This is a genomic window from Mesorhizobium sp. M8A.F.Ca.ET.057.01.1.1 (assembly GCF_003952565.1).
GTDB lineage: Bacteria > Pseudomonadota > Alphaproteobacteria > Rhizobiales > Rhizobiaceae > Mesorhizobium.
Genome location: NZ_CP034454.1, coordinates 3,259,551 through 3,274,068, shown reverse-complemented (window position 1 = coordinate 3,274,068; position 14,518 = coordinate 3,259,551). Strand labels below are relative to the sequence as shown.

Sequence of the window (14,518 nt, the reverse complement as noted above, 5' to 3'; positions counted from 1 at the left end):
CGATGGAATGCGTGATGAATTGCATTCGCCCGCGTCCAATGCCTTGATGCGCGTCAAAGATCGCCAACTGCATCTGCGCCCGAAACCGTCGCTCGATCCGTTTTGCGTGTGCGGCAAGAAGTGATAATTACCCCGGTAGCACCGTCTCGAACCCAGGAACTTCAGGTGATCAAAGACGAAGCGCTCAGTTTGTCGCCCGGCGGGACGACACTGAAATCACTGTTGTCGCAAATGTTCGATCAGGCTCCGGGCTTTATAGCGCTCCTGCGCGAGCCAGGTCACGTTTTCGAACTGACCAATGCCGCCTACCAGCGATTGATCGGCCACAGGAAAGTGATTGGAAAGTCAGTGCGGGACGCCTTTCCCGAGCTTGAGGGACATGAGTTTTTCGAACATCTGGACCATGTGTACACGACCGGCGAGCCGTACAGGGGCCAGAGCGTAAAGGTCGGCCTTCGCAACAGAGCTGACGGGCCGGTCGAAGAACGCATCCTGGATTTCGTCTATCAGCCGATCAAGGCTGACGATGGCCGTGTCACCGCGATCTTCATTGAAGGCACGGATGTCAGCGACCTGTCCTTTGCGAACGCCGCACTTCGGTTGCGTGAGGACCATTTGCGATCGATCCTGGCCACAGTGCCGGACGCAATGGTCGTCATCGACGAACAGGGCCGGATCCAGTCGTTCAGCACCGCTGCCGAAACGCTGTTCGGCTATCAGTCAGGCGAGGTCATTGGTAAAAACGTCAATATGCTGATGCCTTCGCCCTATCGCGACGAGCATGATGCCTATCTGCTTCGCTACCTGACGACGGGAGAACGTCGGATCATCGGGGTCGGCCGCACCGTTACCGGCGCACGCAAGGATGGTACGACTTTCCCAATGGAGCTTTCGGTCGGCGAGATGCATCCGGGAACCGGACGCTTCTTTACCGGCTTTTGCCGCGACCTGACGGAACGCCACCGGGCGGAAGCGAGAATCCAGGAGCAGCAGCAGGAGCTCCTGCACATGGCGCGGTTTACCGCGCTTGGCGAAATGGCTTCGACTCTGGCCCACGAGATCAACCAGCCACTGACCGCGATTACAAACTACCTCAAGGGCAGTCGTCGGCTACTCGAGAAGAGTGCGGAAGAAAATGCGCCTTTGATGCGGGAAGCCTTGGAAAAGGCAGCTGAGCAGGCCTTGCGGGCAGGCGACGTCATCCGTCACCTGAGGGATTTTGTAGCCAGGGGCGAAAGCGAGCGTCAGGTCGAACGGCTGCCGGCTCTGATCGAGGAAGCCTCGTCCTTAGCCCTGGTCGGCGCCCGGGAGATAAACCTTCTCGTCAGCTACAAGCTTGACCCTGCCGCCGAACTGGTCTTGACCGATCGCATCCAGATTCAGCAGGTTCTGCTCAACCTGATGCGCAACGCAGTGGAAGCCATGCAGGACGCGCCGCGCCGCGAATTGAAAGTCACAACCATTGCCCGGGATGATGGGGTGGCCGAGGTGAGCGTGATCGATACAGGTCCAGGTCTCGCGCCGGAGGTCTCGGCCCAGCTCTTCCAGCCGTTTGTAACGACCAAGAAGCAAGGCATGGGTGTCGGCCTTTCCATTTGCCGCACCATCGTTGAATCGCACGGTGGCCATATATGGGCCGAGGTCATGCCGGCCGGCGGAACCGCTTTCCGCTTCACCTTGCGCATCGTGGAGAAGGAAGAGATCACAAATGGCCGACAGTGATCTGGTGCACGTGGTCGACGACGATGTCGACGTCCGCAAATCGCTCGGTTTTCTTCTGGCAACAGCAGACTTCGCGGTTCGCCTACACGAATCGGCCACCGCTTTTCTCTCAACGGCGACTAGCCATCTCGACGGCTGCATCGTCACCGACGTGCGCATGCCGGGCATAGACGGCATCGGGTTCCTGCGCCAGCTCAGAGCGGGCGGACATACAATCCCGGTTATTGTCATGACGGGCCATGCCGACGTGGCGCTTGCCGTTCAGGCCATGAAGGAAGGCGCCGCCGATTTCATTGAGAAGCCGTTCGACGACGAAATTCTGATCGAGGCGATCCGCTCCGCGCTGGCCAACCGGAACCAGGCGAACGCGGCGCATCCCCAGTCTGCGGATATCCGCGCGCGTCTGTCGACCTTGTCAGAACGCGAACGGCAGGTCCTGGATGGACTTGTATCGGGCCTGCCGAACAAGACGATTGCCCACGATCTGGGGATCAGCCCGCGCACGGTCGAAATCCACCGGGCCAATGTCATGAGCAAAATGGGCGCAAGCAGCCTGTCACATCTCGTGCGCATGGCGCTGATCGTGGAATCCCGACCCTAGGGAGAACCTTCGATAGGGTTGCCAGTGCTGGCCTGAACTTTCTCCTCATCCCACTCGCGCCAGTGGGTCGGACGGATGTCGACACGGGCGCCGGTGGCGGCATGTTTCCAACCTTCGCGGCTCTTTATGCAGGGAAATACCAGCGCATGCGCCCCCTCCTCGTCGAAGACGGCGAGTTCGAGATGGCGACCATAAGGTGCGCTTAGGATAGGGTTCCACATCGCATCAAAATCTTCGCAAGCTATGCCTTGCGCATTGATCTGCATCATTTTCTGGAATCGTCGAAACAGCACACGCGTTGCCGGACGTCGGGCCGACGTGGCTAACAGTTCTTGCGGCAGACGCCATATCGGCATCGGTACCGATCACGGCGCGGGCAACCCAATTGATTGAGAACGCAGCGCCAATATCTGATCGGACGCTCATCGCGACGGCTGCCTTTCCCTGTAATGCTTCATGACCTCCCTCCGTCGACGGTCGGCCATCATTAGGACAGTTGCCGCATCAGAAATTGATCGCCGTCAAACGCCGCGCGATTGCGGTACCCTGCGTCGTGCGCCGATTGATCGGGATCAAGGACCCTGCTGTGCGAACGCATATCATTCGCCGGCATAGGGAGAATTGCGATGCGCTATATCAAGGTCGATGAAGCCCTGTGGGCGTCCAGCATGTTGCCGGAGGGCATCATGGAGCGCTGGTTCATTACGAGCGGTGACACAATCAAGGCCGGAGAGCGAATAGCCGAAGTTCGCGTTGAAGACGCGCTGCACGAGATTGTCGCACCGGCAGGTGGCCGCGCGACGATTGTCGCCACTGCGAATACCGTCATCGAGCCCGGCTCGATCCTGGCAACGCTGGAGTCTTAGCCTGCGTGAGGACGTCTTTTCGGGTTGATTGCGCTCATTCCTCAACTATAGCCTCAAGGATGTATCAATATGCAGGCCCAACATGCCGTTGCCTGGCTGGACCATCGCCAAGCCAAGGTGTTTTTCTTCAATCGTGAATCGGCCGCGAGCCTTAGGCTTGCCACCACGCTTGCGCATCATCAGACCCACAACAAGGCAGGCACCGTCGACGGCAAGCGTGCACCGGAAAACCAGTCCTTCTACCAGGACATCGTCGCGGCGCTGCAGCCGGCGAAGGAATGGCTGATCGTAGGGCCAGGATCGGCAAAAGACGAGTTGGCAAAGCATATACGCGACCACCATGCCCACTTGAAGGATCGCATCATCGGCGTCGAACCTGCCGACCATCCCACAGAGGCCCAGATCGTGGCGCATGCTCGGTCGTTCTTCCGTGCAGCTGACAGGATGTTGCACTAGCTTGGTACGCGCCGGTTTGCTGGCGCGTTAACGGCCATCAGATCGATAGCCTCCATCGATAGCATCCATTGTGCAGTGGGGGCGTCAGGTTCGGTGGGCTGCCGCGTCCACAGCCCCGATCACGGTTGCTGCAAGGTGCTGATGTAAGCGATGATTGCGTCGATCTGGTCGGGGCTGGCGATCCACTCAGGCATGTCTGGATGGCCAGTCGAAATCCCCTCAGCGAGGGCCTCCTCGAGATCGGTGATCGGATATCGCTTTGACAAGGTGCGAAAGGCCGGGGCGTCAGGATGGCTGCTCTTGTCGGTTTTTCCAATGGCGTGGCAGCGGGCGCAATTGACTTCCACCAACGCCTTTCCGTGATCAGTTAAGCTATCGGCCAGAGCTGGATTCATATGTCCGAACAGCATCAGTGCAAGGACGGAAGCCGGCAGACGACGACGCCTGCAAAAGTTGGTCATGTTTGACGACCTCCGCATTGCCGATCTACGCGACTGTCTTCGCCGCTGCGTCCTCGATCGCGGTTCTGGCTTCGTCGCGAACCCGCTTGGCCGTTTCCGAAGCAACCCTGCAGGTCAGTGTCGCGACCTTTCCGGCTTCGCTGACATATTGCGATGTCGCATTCTGCAGGAAAGCAGCAAAGATGTCGAAAGCGTCATTGAACTCCGGACCGGTGATGAGATCGTCGGCCAGCTTGACGTCCTGTTCGCAACGATGCTTCAGAAATGCCAGCGTTTCGACGTTGTAGCGCATCATTGCCTTGAAGGCGTGCACTTGAAGAGACGCGGCAGCAAGGAAGAACTTCTGGCCATTTCCCGCAATCGGCAACAATTGTGTGGCGAATGAGGATGGTTCGGGCTGGGTGTGCATCATCGATACTCCGTTCTGAATCCCACAGCGCGACGTTGACGCCATTCGTCGTCGTGTCCTTGATCAGGATCAACCCTATGGCCTTGAGGACTGTACGAGCGTGCCGGCACCAACCGGTTTCGTTGCGCGTTTGACCCGCATCAAGGTGCCGCCCTCTATTTGATGGCCAAGTCGCGTCAACCGCAGATGGAATGACGCGATGGCTTTCAAGACGATCATGGTTCAACTGGACGCGGACGCAATCGCCGCGCCACGCATCGCGATGGCATGGGATCTTGCTCAACGACTCGAGGCCGACCTGATTGGCTTCTGCGCCGCGGAGCCGCATTTCGTCCTGCCGACCGGCACTGATGACCAGGCCGCGACCAAGGCGTTGTGGTGTCAGGTGGAGGAGATAGAAGGTCGCCTCGACTGCCTGAGAGAGGAATTCCTGAGCATCGTCAAAGGCAGCAATCGTGCCTCGTGGCGCGGAGAGATAGGCAATCCCACGCGCCAACTTGCACTCAATGCGCGTGCCGCCGACTTGATCCTCACTGGCTCGCCTTCGGCCGATCTGGTGGTCGACCGTCATCGTATGCTGGATTCGGCAAGTCTCATCCTTGCGGCCGGCCGTCCTATACTCGTGGCATCCGACCCATTGGCGCCGATCAAGGCCGAAAGCATCCTGATTGCGTGGAATGATACCCGGGAAGCGCGACGTGCCGTCATCGACGCTATGCCTTTCCTGATCACCGCCAGGGATGTCGTGATCGCGACCGTAGACAATGGGAATACTGGGCCCAGGGAAAACGTAGCGGATGTCGAACTCTATCTGACGCGCCACGGGGTGAAGGCGCGATCGGAAATCTTGGATGCGCGCCGCTCCGAACCGGCGGAAATCCTCCTGCAGATCGGACAGGATATTGCGGCCGATCTCATTGTTCTCGGTGGCTACGGTCATAGCCGGGTACTGGAGAGGACCTTTGGTGGCGTGACGCGTTCTGTGCTGCGCAACGGATCATTGCATCGCTTCATATCGAACTGAGGAAGGAGCCTTGGAGCCGTGATTTTGACATGAATCAAGGTCTCCGTTCCCTCAAAGGGTTACGTCCAACCCTTGCCAGGTACGGTGTAGCCGATGCCCGCAGCGCAACGGCGAGCAAACAAGGAAATTCGGACATGAACTACCAGCGGTTCTTCGAAGAAGCGATCGACCAGCTCCATGCGGAGCGTCGCTATCGTGTCTTCGCCGACCTTGAGCGCATCGCGGGCAAGTTTCCGCGCGCCATATGGCGTTCCAACGGCCGCGCCGAGGAAATCACCGTCTGGTGCTCCAACGATTATCTCGGCATGGGCCAGCACCCGGACGTCATCGCCGCGTTCCAGGAAGCAGCCGGCAAAATGGGGTCGGGCGCCGGCGGCACCCGCAACATTTCGGGCACCTCGAACCCGCTGGTCGAGCTCGAGCATGAACTTGCCGACCTGCATGGCAAGGACGCGGCACTGGTCTTCACCTCGGGCTTTGTCTCCAACGAGGCGTCGATCTCGACCATAGCCCGGCTTCTGCCCAATTGCCTGATCATCTCGGACGAATTGAACCATGCCTCGATGATCGAAGGTGTGCGGCGCTCCGGCGCGGAAAAGAAGATATTCCGCCACAACGACGTCGTGCATCTGGAAAGCCTGCTGCAGGCGGCGGGCCGTGAGCGCGCCAAGCTGATCGTCTTTGAGTCGGTCTATTCGATGGATGGCGATATCGCGCCGATCAGAGAGATCGTCGAGCTCGCCGAACACTACAATGCCATGACCTATATCGACGAGGTCCATGCCGTCGGCATGTATGGACCGCGCGGCGGCGGCATCACCGAACGCGAGGGACTGGCCGCCCGCATCGACATCATCCAGGGCACGCTGGCCAAGGCATTTGGTACGCTTGGCGGCTACATCACCGGCACCAGTGCGGTCATCGATGCTGTGCGCTCCTACGCGCCGGGCTTCATCTTCACCACGGCGCTGCCGCCGGCCATCGCCGCCGCCACCACCACCTCGATCCGCCATCTCAAGCATTCGCAGGCCGAGCGCGACGCCCAGCAGCAGCAGGCGACCCGGACCAAGCAGATCCTGTCCGCCGCAGGCCTACCGGTGATGGAATCGCCGACCCATATCGTGCCGCTGCTGGTTGGCGATCCCGAGCTCTGCAAGATGGCGAGCGACCGCCTGCTTGGCGTGCACGGCATCTACATCCAGCCGATCAACTATCCGACCGTGCCGCGCGGCACGGAGCGGCTGCGCATCACGCCGACGCCGTTCCATTCCGACGTGCTGATCGCGGGATTGCAGGACGCGCTGGTCGAGACCTGGGATGCGCTCGGCATTCCCTACGGCTCAGCCGGCCGGCCCGCTGTGGCGAAGAGCGATCGGATCGTTCCACTGCTGGTGCAGAAATCCGGCGGCTGAAACTGCCGCCTGCTCAAAACGGCCTTCATCTCCTTCGCCTATGGGCAATTTGATCCTGCTCAATGCTCAAAGCCTTTCGATGCCTGAGAATGGGATTCAAATATTCGAGGAGCATCGCCATGGGTCATATTTCCCACACATCCTTTGCTGACTTCACGCACGCTGGCCAGCAGGCGCAACAATGGGTCAAGGAGCTCGCCAAGGACCTCTGCTGGAGCGAGCCGAGCGCGTGCCGTCTCCTGAGATCCGTCCTGCACACGGTGCGGGATTGGCTGTCGCCGGCGGAAATGGCCGATCTGTCGGCGCAACTGCCTGTTTTGGTTCGCGGCATCTATTTCGAAGGCTGGAACCCGTCGGCGCCTGCGCGTGAACGCACGAAGCGCGACTTCATTGTCAGCGTCAGAGACGGTTTCGGCTATGATGAGGAGATCGATTTCGATGTCGCGATCAGCGCCGTGTTCAAGCTTCTCGACCGCCACATTTCGCATGGCGAGATCGTGCAGGTGAGAAACTCGATGAAGAAGTCGCTGCGAAAACTGTGGCCGGTGGATTGATCGATGTTCAGTGACCGGGAAGACGCTGGAGTGAAGCTTGGCCTGGAATTGAGCAGGCTTCAACTGCATCGGCCCGTCATACTGGCATTGCCACGTGGCGGCGTGCCCGTCGCAGTGGAAGTGGCCAAAGCCCTCAACGCTCCTGTTGACCTGCTTATCGTCCGCAAGGTCGGCGCCCCGGGCAATCCCGAGTTGGCTGTTGCCGCAATCGTCGATGGCGACCCTGGGGAGGTCGTGCTGAACCGTGAAATTGTCGAGACCTATGGCCTCGACGACGACGCCTTACGTGTCTTGATTGCAAATGAGCGTCCTGAACTCGAACGCCGGCGCGCTGCCTATCGAGGTAGGAATAAACCGATGTCGATCGCGGGAAGGATCGCGATCATCGTCGATGACGGGGCCGCAACCGGTACGACCATGAAAATCGCGATCCGCGCCCTCAAGCGCCGATCACCGAGGGAAATCGTCGTGGCAGTTCCCGTTTCACCGCAAGAGACGGTCGCCGCTCTGGAGCAGGAAGCGGACCGTGTGGTCTGCCTTAGTCGGCCAGGACAGTTCCGGGCCTTGAGCCATCACTATCTGCGGTTCCCACCACTCTCTGACAACGACGTTGTCTCCGCTATGGACGAGGCTGCCCAGCTGTACAAGACTGGCCAGCGGCACGTTTCCGGCCTGATTCAAAAGCCGTGAAGAACAGGAGATCGCACTGATGCAAATCCGCACGCTTTCTGCTTTGGAATGTACCAAATTGCTGACGGCCAATCGCGTGGGCCGCTTGGCATGCGCGAAGGATGGGCAACCCTATGTCGTGCCCTTCTACTACGCCCATTCGGACGCTCATCTTTACGCGTTTTCCATGCCGGGCAAAAAAATCGAATGGATGCGGGCCAATCCGTTGGTGTCCGTGCAGGTCGATGAACATGGTCAGGGGCGAGGATGGAAAAGTGTCGTTGCCGACGGCCGATACGAAGAGTTGCCGGATCGAATTGGCCACAAGCTTGAGCGGGATCATGCTTGGTCGGTCTTGAGCAAGCACTCCGACTGGTGGGAGCCTGGCGCACTCAAGCCGGTCGTTCCTCCTACAACCGACAGTGCACCGCACGTTTTCTTCCGGATCCTGATCGAGCAGGTGTCTGGACGAGAAGCAAGCGAGTAGTCGCCCCATCAAGTCTTGCGAGAATGAAATGAAAGGGCCGGCGCAATCTGCACCGGCGCTTTTTTCTTTACCGTTGAATTGCTATCGCGCCATCAAGACCGGCAGCGATTGACCCGCAAGCATCGACTTGGTGACCCCGCCGAAAATCCGCTCGCGCAACCGGGAATGACCGTAGGCGCCCATGACTACCAGCTCGGCCGCAACGTCGCCGGCATGCTGGCGAAGCACGTCGGCAACCGAATGGTTCGCGCTTGGCAGCCGCTCGACCGTAACCTTCACGCCATGGCGGGCAAGATAGGCCGCGGCATCCGCACCCGGCTCCTCGCCATGATGAAATTCGTTTTCGATGGGGTCGACGATGACAAGGCGCACATCTTCGGCGCCTTTCAACATATCGAGCGACTCGCGGACAGCGCGCGATGACTCAAGGCGGGCGTCCCATGCAACGAGGATGCGTTTTGGCTTCAGCGTCGGGCGCGAGCCCTCGGGAACAAGCAGAATGGGCTTTCCCGATGAGAACAGTGTGCCCTCGATGACTTTATCCTTCAGCGTATGGCTTGCCAGCAGCTCTGGTCCGAGAATGGTAAGATCGGCGTAGCGCGCACGCCTTCCGATGACGTCGTCCGCCCAACCCATGTCGGGATAATCGTTGCTCAGATCGGCCGATACCGGGGTCTGAGAAAGAAAGCCGGCGACGTCGGAAATTCTCTTATCCAGCCTTTTCAGTTCGGCCTGGCGTTCCTCCAGCCAGGCCGGTGAGACGACAGCGGCATACTCGCCGCCAGAGGGCGGTGCGGCCAGTTCGAGAACAAGCACGGAGAGATGGGCGCCGACCTGTTCGCACAGCGACGCGGCTAGCTTTAGATCGCCTTCACCCTGGTTCGGCCCGGTAACTGTAAGCAGTGTCCTGAAAGTCACGGCGGCAACTCCTGATTTCGATTTGAAGGGTCAGTCGTGGTTTCGGTTATTAGCGAGGGCGATCGGCGCTTTCATTGCGTTGAATCAAACACGGTGACTGCGGGGGCATTTGATCCGCATCAACGCACCGCCAAACCGACGCTGTAGGTTTCAGCCGACCAATCGGGGAACACACATGAGATTCCTGATCATGGCGGTTTTGGCAGGATTGGCCTTCAACGCGGCCGGCGCCCAGGAACTCGGCGACGGCAAGGGCGAATACATGAACTCATGCGCCGTCTGCCATGGTCCCGAAGGCAAGGGCGATGGCCCGTTGGGCGAAGAGCTGTTGAAGCGGCCGAGCGACCTGACACGCCTCTCCAGGCGCAATGGCGGCGAATTTCCCTACTGGCGCGTTTATGCCGTGATCGACGGTCGCACCATGGTGCCGGCGCATGGCGAGCGCGACATGCCTGTGTGGGGCAGCCAATTCCTGCCCGGCGACGTGAAGAAATATGGCCCGAATGCCGGCGAGATTGTCACCAGAGAGCGAATCCATGATCTGGCCGGTTATGTCGAGACACTGCAGCAATGACAGCGGATGGCGCAAACAGTCTCCGCACGACACAGGCATCGAGGAGACCGGCCATGGTTGTTGACGACCAGCAAACCGTTGTCGCATTCCTGCTTGATCCAGCCTCCTATGGCGCCACCGGGCCGGTCGAGGCGATCGAGACGCATATCTCGCGCATTTTTCTGACTGGCGAACGCGCCTACAAGATGAAGCGGGCGGTCAGGCTCCCCTATGTCGATTTCTCGACGCCGGCATTGAGGCTGGCCGCTTGCGAGAAAGGGGTGGAACTGAACTCGAAAACCGCTCCCGGCCTCTATCTGAGGGTGCGTCGCATCACCCGGGAAGCCGACGACAGACTGGCTTTTGATGGCACCGGCCAAATGCTCGACGCGGCGATCGAGATGATCCGCTTCGACCAGTCGAAGCTTCTCGATCGAATGGCAACCGCGGGAGAATTGACGCCTGCCCTGATGACTGCCGTCGCACGGATGATCGTAGGATTTCATCGCACAGCGCCAGAGGTCCACAATGGCACCGGCTCGTTCAATTTGATGGGCGTGCTCGACATCAACGAGGCCGGCTTTAGCACCAGCCGTGTTTTTACGAAACGGGAGATCGAGACCTTTGCCCGGGCCTTCCGCACCGCGCTTGCCCGGCATGCCGGATTGCTGGACCGCCGGGAGGCCGCTGGCAAGATCCGCCGGTGCCATGGCGATCTGCACCTGCGCAACATCTGCCTCTTTGATGGCGAGCCTCGCCTCTTCGATTGCATCGAATTCAATGACCAGATCGCCAGCATCGATGTCCTGTACGACCTTGCCTTCTTGTTGATGGACCTCTGGCATCGCGGCCTCCCCCATTTCGCCAATCTCGTGATGAACCGCTATCTCGACGAGGCCGACGATGAAGACGGTTGCATCCTACTGCCCTTCTTCATGGCCGTGCGGGCTGCCGTGCGCGCCCACGTCACCGCGACACAGGTCGAGGAAGGCAGCGCCGATAGCGACAAGTTGATTGCCGAGGCGAGATCCTATTTCGAACTGGCCCTGACATTTCTCCAGGAGACAGAGCCGCGGCTCGTTGCCATCGGCGGCCTCAGTGGGTCCGGCAAGACGACGGTCGCCGAGGCGCTCGCTGCCTATGTTGGAGTTCCGCCCGGCGCACGAATTGTCGAAAGCGACCGCATCCGCAAGGCGATGCACGGCGTGGCTGCTGAGACCAGGCTGCCGGACAAGGCCTACCGACCTGAGGTGTCCGAACGGGTCTACAACGAAATGGCATGGCGAGCCGGCCTGATCCTCTCCGAGGGCGGCTCGGTTGTCGCTGATGCGGTTTTCGACAGACCGGCCGATCGTGAGCGGATTGAAAAAGCAGCGCGCGACCGAGGTATCGCATTCTCCGCCTTCTGGCTGGAGGCGGATCCAATAGTCCTTTGGCAGCGGGTCAATGAACGCAAGGGCGGCCCCTCGGACGCCACGGTCGATATCCTGTCGCGTCAATTCCAGCGGAATGCCAGCCAGGCCAGTTGGCGCAGCACCGACTCCGATCGACAGCTCGTCGACATCGTCGCCGAATTGAGGAGATATTGTGCGCACGATGCCTCCGACATCCTGCGCACAGCCTCTTGAATGGTACGGACGATCGATCTCAACCGAGTTCGAGCTTGGCCTCGACAAGGCCCGGGTCGTTCGGAAGATGCGTGATCGAGAAGCCAAACTCGCGGCAGATGGCCAGCATCTTGCTGTTTTCGCTCAGCACGATGCCTTCGATGCGGCGGATCCCATCCGCTCTTGCATAGTCGACGATCTGGCTGAGCAATTCCCAACCCAGGCCATGCCCTGCAAGTCCGTCCGCACCAGCAAGGCGTATTCGGCACTGACGCAGTCGGGGTCGCAGGATATCCGGCTGATGCCCGCCAGCGCGCCAGTGCTCGTGTCCAATGCGACGAAAGCCATGTTGCGGTCATAGTCAAGCTGGGTGAGCCGCTTCAGCATCTGGTCGGAGAAGCTCTTGCGCGGCGACAGAAAACGCAGGCGCAGATCGTCAGGCGAAATTTTATCAAGGAATTCCGGATAGAGCGCGATGTCCACCGCCTTGATCGGTCGGATGTGATAGCCAGCGCCGCATGCCGAAAACGCCTTCTCCCAACCCGAGGGATAGGGCCTGATCGCAAGCGCCGGGTTTGGCCCTAGCTCCTCCACGCTTCCCGGCTCAATTTCGATGCGGGCGTCGAGTGCAATCACGCCGTCGGCATCGGCTAGCAGCGGATTGATATCCATCGAAACGAGGCACGGAAAGTCGACGATCATCTGCGACAGGCCGTTGAGGGCTGCAATGATGGACTGCCGGTGCGCCGGCCTGCGGTCGCGGAAGCCTGCCAGCAGGCGACCGATCCGCGTTTGCCCGATCAGGTCACCGGCAAGAACGTCGTCGAGCGGCGGCAATGCTATCGCTGTATCGTCCATCACCTCGACGGAGACGCCGCCTGCTCCAAACAAAATGGCCGGCCCGAAAATCGGATCCCGGTTCATGCCGAGAATGAGTTCCTGCGCCTGTTTCCGCACCACCATTGGCTGTACGGCATAGCCTTCGATATTGGCTTGCGGTGCGTGCTTGCGCACGCGCGCCTCAATTGCGCGTGCCGCCTCCCCGGCAGCAGCGGCGTCGGCAATGCCAAGCACCACCCCGCCAATGTCCGACTTGTGCGAGATCGCCTCGGACAGCAGCTTGACGACGATCTGTTCAGACGTCTTGAAGAGCCGGCCGGCCGCTGCTTCGGCTTCGGCGGGGGATCTGGCGACGATCGTCTCGGGTACCGGGATGCCGTAGGCGGAAATCGCTGCCTTGGCTTCGGGCTCTGTCAGCATTCGCCGCCCGTCCTTCGCGACTTGCCTGAATATGGCGAGTACGGCGTCCCGGTTGCTCGTGACCTCCTCGCTGCTGCTTGAGGGCGTGCGCATCAATGCCCGCTGGGCACGCGACCATTCGCTCAGATAGGAGACTGCCGTTGCAGCATCAGCGGGCGTTTCGAAACTGGCAATGCCGGCATCTTGAAGGATTTGCCGCCCGGCGCGCGCCGTCTGTTCCCCGAGCCAGCAGGTCAGGACCGGTTTGCCGGCGACCATCCCTTCCCTTGTGAGTTCCGCCACGGCGCTTGCCGCGGCAAGCGGCGAGCCCAGACCTGTTGGGCAATTCATCACCAGGACGACGTCCGTTCCGGGGTCGGCCGCTACAGCTTCGACGGCGGCCTTGTAGCGCTCCGGCGAGGCATCGCCGATGATGTCGACCGGATTGGCGTGCGACCATGTTGAAGGCAGTGTGGCATTCAAGCGTTCGATGGTGGCGGGTGATAGCGCGGCCAGTTCCCCTTGGCAGTCCATGAGTTGATCGACAGCCAATACCCCTGCCCCGCCGCCATTGGTGACGATGCCGACACGGGCTCGTTTGAGCGGAGTGAAGCGGGCGATCGTTTCAGCGGCATCAAACAGCTCGGTCAGGCCTTTGACACGCAGGATGCCTGCGCGCAGCAATGCCGCATCGACGACACGATCGGCCCCCGATAGCGCTCCGGTATGGGTCGCAGCCGCTTTGGCCGATTGCTCGTGCCGGCCCGATTTTATTGCGATCACGGGCTTGATCCGCGCCGCCGCACGGGCGGCCGAGATGAACTTGCGCGGATTGGGAATTGTCTCAAGATACATCACGATGGCGCGTGTGTGTGTATCGCCCGCCAGCATGTCGAGACAATCTCCCACGTCTACATCCGCCATGTCGCCGAGCGAGACGATCTGTGAAAAGCCGACATTGTTGTCGGCCGCCCAATCGATCAACGATGTGGCAATGGCGCCGGATTGAGACAGCAGCGCGATGTTGCCGGGTCTGGCAGCCAAATGCGCAAATCCGGCATTAAGCTTCACCGGCGGTATCATCAGTCCGACCGTGTTCGGCCCGATGATGCGGAAGAGCGTGGGCTTGGCAGCGTCCAACATCGCCTGGCGCAGGCCATTTTCGCGCGTAAGCCCGGCGGTGATAACGACCGCCGCCCGTGTGCCCCGTTCAGCAAGGTCGCGCACGATGCCGGGAACAGTCTCTGGCGGCGTGACGATGACACCAAGGTCTGGGACATCAGGCAGATCGGCCGCCTTGGGATAGCATTGCCGACCGGCGATCCGCGAATATTTAGGGTTGACCGGCCAGATCTCGCCCCCGAAGCCGCCGCTGACGATGTTGTCGAAAACGACACGGCCGACGGAGCCTTCGCGCACCGACGCACCGAAGACAGCAACGGACTTCGGGGCGAACGCATGTTCGAGATTTCGGATCGTCACCCCTGGTGCCTCCTATTCGCAACGATGATCGCTCGTCGATCTTGCCCGTTCGTTGCGT

Annotated in this window: 15 protein-coding genes and 1 pseudogene; 11 read left to right on the top strand and 5 right to left on the bottom strand. The window is 60.3% G+C overall.

Going from position 1 to position 14,518, the window contains the following annotated elements:
- The first annotated feature begins 165 nt into the window (after positions 1–165).
- Both EJ077_RS15285 and fixJ read left to right on the top strand, forming a co-directional pair.
- The gene (locus tag EJ077_RS15285; protein WP_208702835.1) at positions 166–1,722 is read left to right on the top strand and encodes a PAS domain S-box protein; all 1,557 of its coding nucleotides are present in this window, start codon (positions 166–168) and stop codon (positions 1,720–1,722) included.
- Positions 1,709–2,323, top strand: coding sequence for a response regulator FixJ (gene fixJ / locus EJ077_RS15280; protein WP_208702834.1), 615 nt, complete (start codon positions 1,709–1,711; stop codon positions 2,321–2,323). The genes EJ077_RS15285 and fixJ overlap by 14 nt, the downstream gene beginning before the upstream one ends.
- Here fixJ and EJ077_RS15275 read toward each other — a convergent pair.
- Positions 2,320–2,544 (bottom strand): hypothetical protein, encoded by a 225-nt coding sequence (locus EJ077_RS15275; protein ID WP_208703006.1) that lies wholly within the window; start codon positions 2,542–2,544, stop codon positions 2,320–2,322. The two genes, fixJ and EJ077_RS15275, sit on opposite strands and share 4 nt — an antisense overlap.
- A gap of 405 nt (positions 2,545–2,949) precedes the next feature.
- On the opposite strand from EJ077_RS15275, the gene EJ077_RS15270 reads away from it, so the two are divergent.
- Both EJ077_RS15270 and EJ077_RS15265 read left to right on the top strand, forming a co-directional pair.
- The gene (locus EJ077_RS15270; protein WP_208702833.1) at positions 2,950–3,189 is read left to right on the top strand and encodes a lipoyl domain-containing protein; all 240 of its coding nucleotides are present in this window, start codon (positions 2,950–2,952) and stop codon (positions 3,187–3,189) included.
- Between the two features lie 69 nt (positions 3,190–3,258).
- Positions 3,259–3,645, top strand: coding sequence for a translational machinery protein (locus tag EJ077_RS15265; RefSeq protein WP_208702832.1), 387 nt, complete (start codon positions 3,259–3,261; stop codon positions 3,643–3,645).
- Positions 3,646–3,764: 119 nt separating this feature from the next.
- Here the strand turns inward: EJ077_RS15265 and EJ077_RS15260 are convergent, their stop codons facing one another.
- Complete coding sequence (locus EJ077_RS15260) at positions 3,765–4,040, bottom strand: c-type cytochrome (RefSeq protein WP_245458782.1); 276 nt, start codon at positions 4,038–4,040, stop codon at positions 3,765–3,767.
- Between the two features lie 91 nt (positions 4,041–4,131).
- Complete coding sequence (locus tag EJ077_RS15255; RefSeq protein ID WP_245458754.1) at positions 4,132–4,518, bottom strand: phasin family protein; 387 nt, start codon at positions 4,516–4,518, stop codon at positions 4,132–4,134.
- Between the two features lie 196 nt (positions 4,519–4,714).
- Between EJ077_RS15255 and EJ077_RS15250 the strand changes: the two genes are divergently transcribed.
- From EJ077_RS15250 to EJ077_RS15230, 5 genes are all read left to right on the top strand, one after another.
- Complete coding sequence (locus EJ077_RS15250; protein WP_208702830.1) at positions 4,715–5,539, top strand: universal stress protein; 825 nt, start codon at positions 4,715–4,717, stop codon at positions 5,537–5,539.
- Positions 5,540–5,673: 134 nt separating this feature from the next.
- Entirely contained in the window at positions 5,674–6,951 is a 1,278-nt protein-coding gene (gene hemA, locus EJ077_RS15245) for a 5-aminolevulinate synthase (RefSeq protein WP_208702829.1), read from the top strand.
- A 119-nt stretch (positions 6,952–7,070) separates the two neighbouring features.
- Positions 7,071–7,505: a DUF2267 domain-containing protein gene (locus EJ077_RS15240; RefSeq protein ID WP_208702828.1), complete on the top strand. Its 435-nt coding sequence runs from the start codon at positions 7,071–7,073 to the stop codon at positions 7,503–7,505.
- 3 nt (positions 7,506–7,508) lie between these two features.
- Entirely contained in the window at positions 7,509–8,195 is a 687-nt protein-coding gene (locus EJ077_RS15235) for a phosphoribosyltransferase (RefSeq protein ID WP_208702827.1), read from the top strand.
- Positions 8,196–8,214: 19 nt separating this feature from the next.
- Positions 8,215–8,661 carry a pyridoxamine 5'-phosphate oxidase family protein gene (locus EJ077_RS15230; protein ID WP_208702826.1) on the top strand — a complete coding sequence of 149 codons (447 nt, stop codon included), beginning with the start codon at positions 8,215–8,217 and terminating at the stop codon, positions 8,659–8,661.
- A gap of 81 nt (positions 8,662–8,742) precedes the next feature.
- Here the strand turns inward: EJ077_RS15230 and EJ077_RS15225 are convergent, their stop codons facing one another.
- Entirely contained in the window at positions 8,743–9,579 is an 837-nt protein-coding gene (locus tag EJ077_RS15225) for a universal stress protein (RefSeq protein ID WP_208702825.1), read from the bottom strand.
- A 175-nt stretch (positions 9,580–9,754) separates the two neighbouring features.
- Here EJ077_RS15225 and EJ077_RS15220 point away from each other — a divergent pair, with 175 nt between their 5' ends.
- Both EJ077_RS15220 and EJ077_RS15215 read left to right on the top strand, forming a co-directional pair.
- Complete coding sequence (locus EJ077_RS15220; protein WP_208702824.1) at positions 9,755–10,153, top strand: c-type cytochrome; 399 nt, start codon at positions 9,755–9,757, stop codon at positions 10,151–10,153.
- 53 nt (positions 10,154–10,206) lie between these two features.
- Positions 10,207–11,760: an AAA family ATPase gene (locus EJ077_RS15215; protein WP_208702823.1), complete on the top strand. Its 1,554-nt coding sequence runs from the start codon at positions 10,207–10,209 to the stop codon at positions 11,758–11,760.
- Between the two features lie 19 nt (positions 11,761–11,779).
- Here EJ077_RS15215 and EJ077_RS15210 read toward each other — a convergent pair.
- A pseudogene (locus EJ077_RS15210) lies at positions 11,780–14,460 on the bottom strand (GNAT family N-acetyltransferase).
- Positions 14,461–14,518: the final 58 nt, after the last annotated feature.

Excerpts from the sequence above, each read along its gene's own strand:
- EJ077_RS15255 (WP_245458754.1), bottom strand. The coding sequence starts at position 4,518 with ATGATGCACACCCAGCCCGAACCATCCTCATTCGCCACACAATTGTTG.
- EJ077_RS15250 (WP_208702830.1), top strand. The coding sequence starts at position 4,715 with ATGGCTTTCAAGACGATCATGGTTCAACTGGACGCGGACGCAATCGCC.
- fixJ (WP_208702834.1), top strand. The coding sequence starts at position 1,709 with ATGGCCGACAGTGATCTGGTGCACGTGGTCGACGACGATGTCGACGTC.
- EJ077_RS15265 (WP_208702832.1), top strand. The coding sequence starts at position 3,259 with ATGCAGGCCCAACATGCCGTTGCCTGGCTGGACCATCGCCAAGCCAAG.
- EJ077_RS15235 (WP_208702827.1), top strand. The coding sequence starts at position 7,509 with ATGTTCAGTGACCGGGAAGACGCTGGAGTGAAGCTTGGCCTGGAATTG.
- EJ077_RS15215 (WP_208702823.1), top strand. The coding sequence starts at position 10,207 with ATGGTTGTTGACGACCAGCAAACCGTTGTCGCATTCCTGCTTGATCCA.
- EJ077_RS15230 (WP_208702826.1), top strand. The coding sequence starts at position 8,215 with ATGCAAATCCGCACGCTTTCTGCTTTGGAATGTACCAAATTGCTGACG.
- EJ077_RS15260 (WP_245458782.1), bottom strand. The coding sequence starts at position 4,040 with ATGAATCCAGCTCTGGCCGATAGCTTAACTGATCACGGAAAGGCGTTG.
- EJ077_RS15220 (WP_208702824.1), top strand. The coding sequence starts at position 9,755 with ATGAGATTCCTGATCATGGCGGTTTTGGCAGGATTGGCCTTCAACGCG.
- hemA (WP_208702829.1), top strand. The coding sequence starts at position 5,674 with ATGAACTACCAGCGGTTCTTCGAAGAAGCGATCGACCAGCTCCATGCG.
- EJ077_RS15270 (WP_208702833.1), top strand. The coding sequence starts at position 2,950 with ATGCGCTATATCAAGGTCGATGAAGCCCTGTGGGCGTCCAGCATGTTG.
- EJ077_RS15240 (WP_208702828.1), top strand. The coding sequence starts at position 7,071 with ATGGGTCATATTTCCCACACATCCTTTGCTGACTTCACGCACGCTGGC.
- EJ077_RS15275 (WP_208703006.1), bottom strand. The coding sequence starts at position 2,544 with ATGTGGAACCCTATCCTAAGCGCACCTTATGGTCGCCATCTCGAACTC.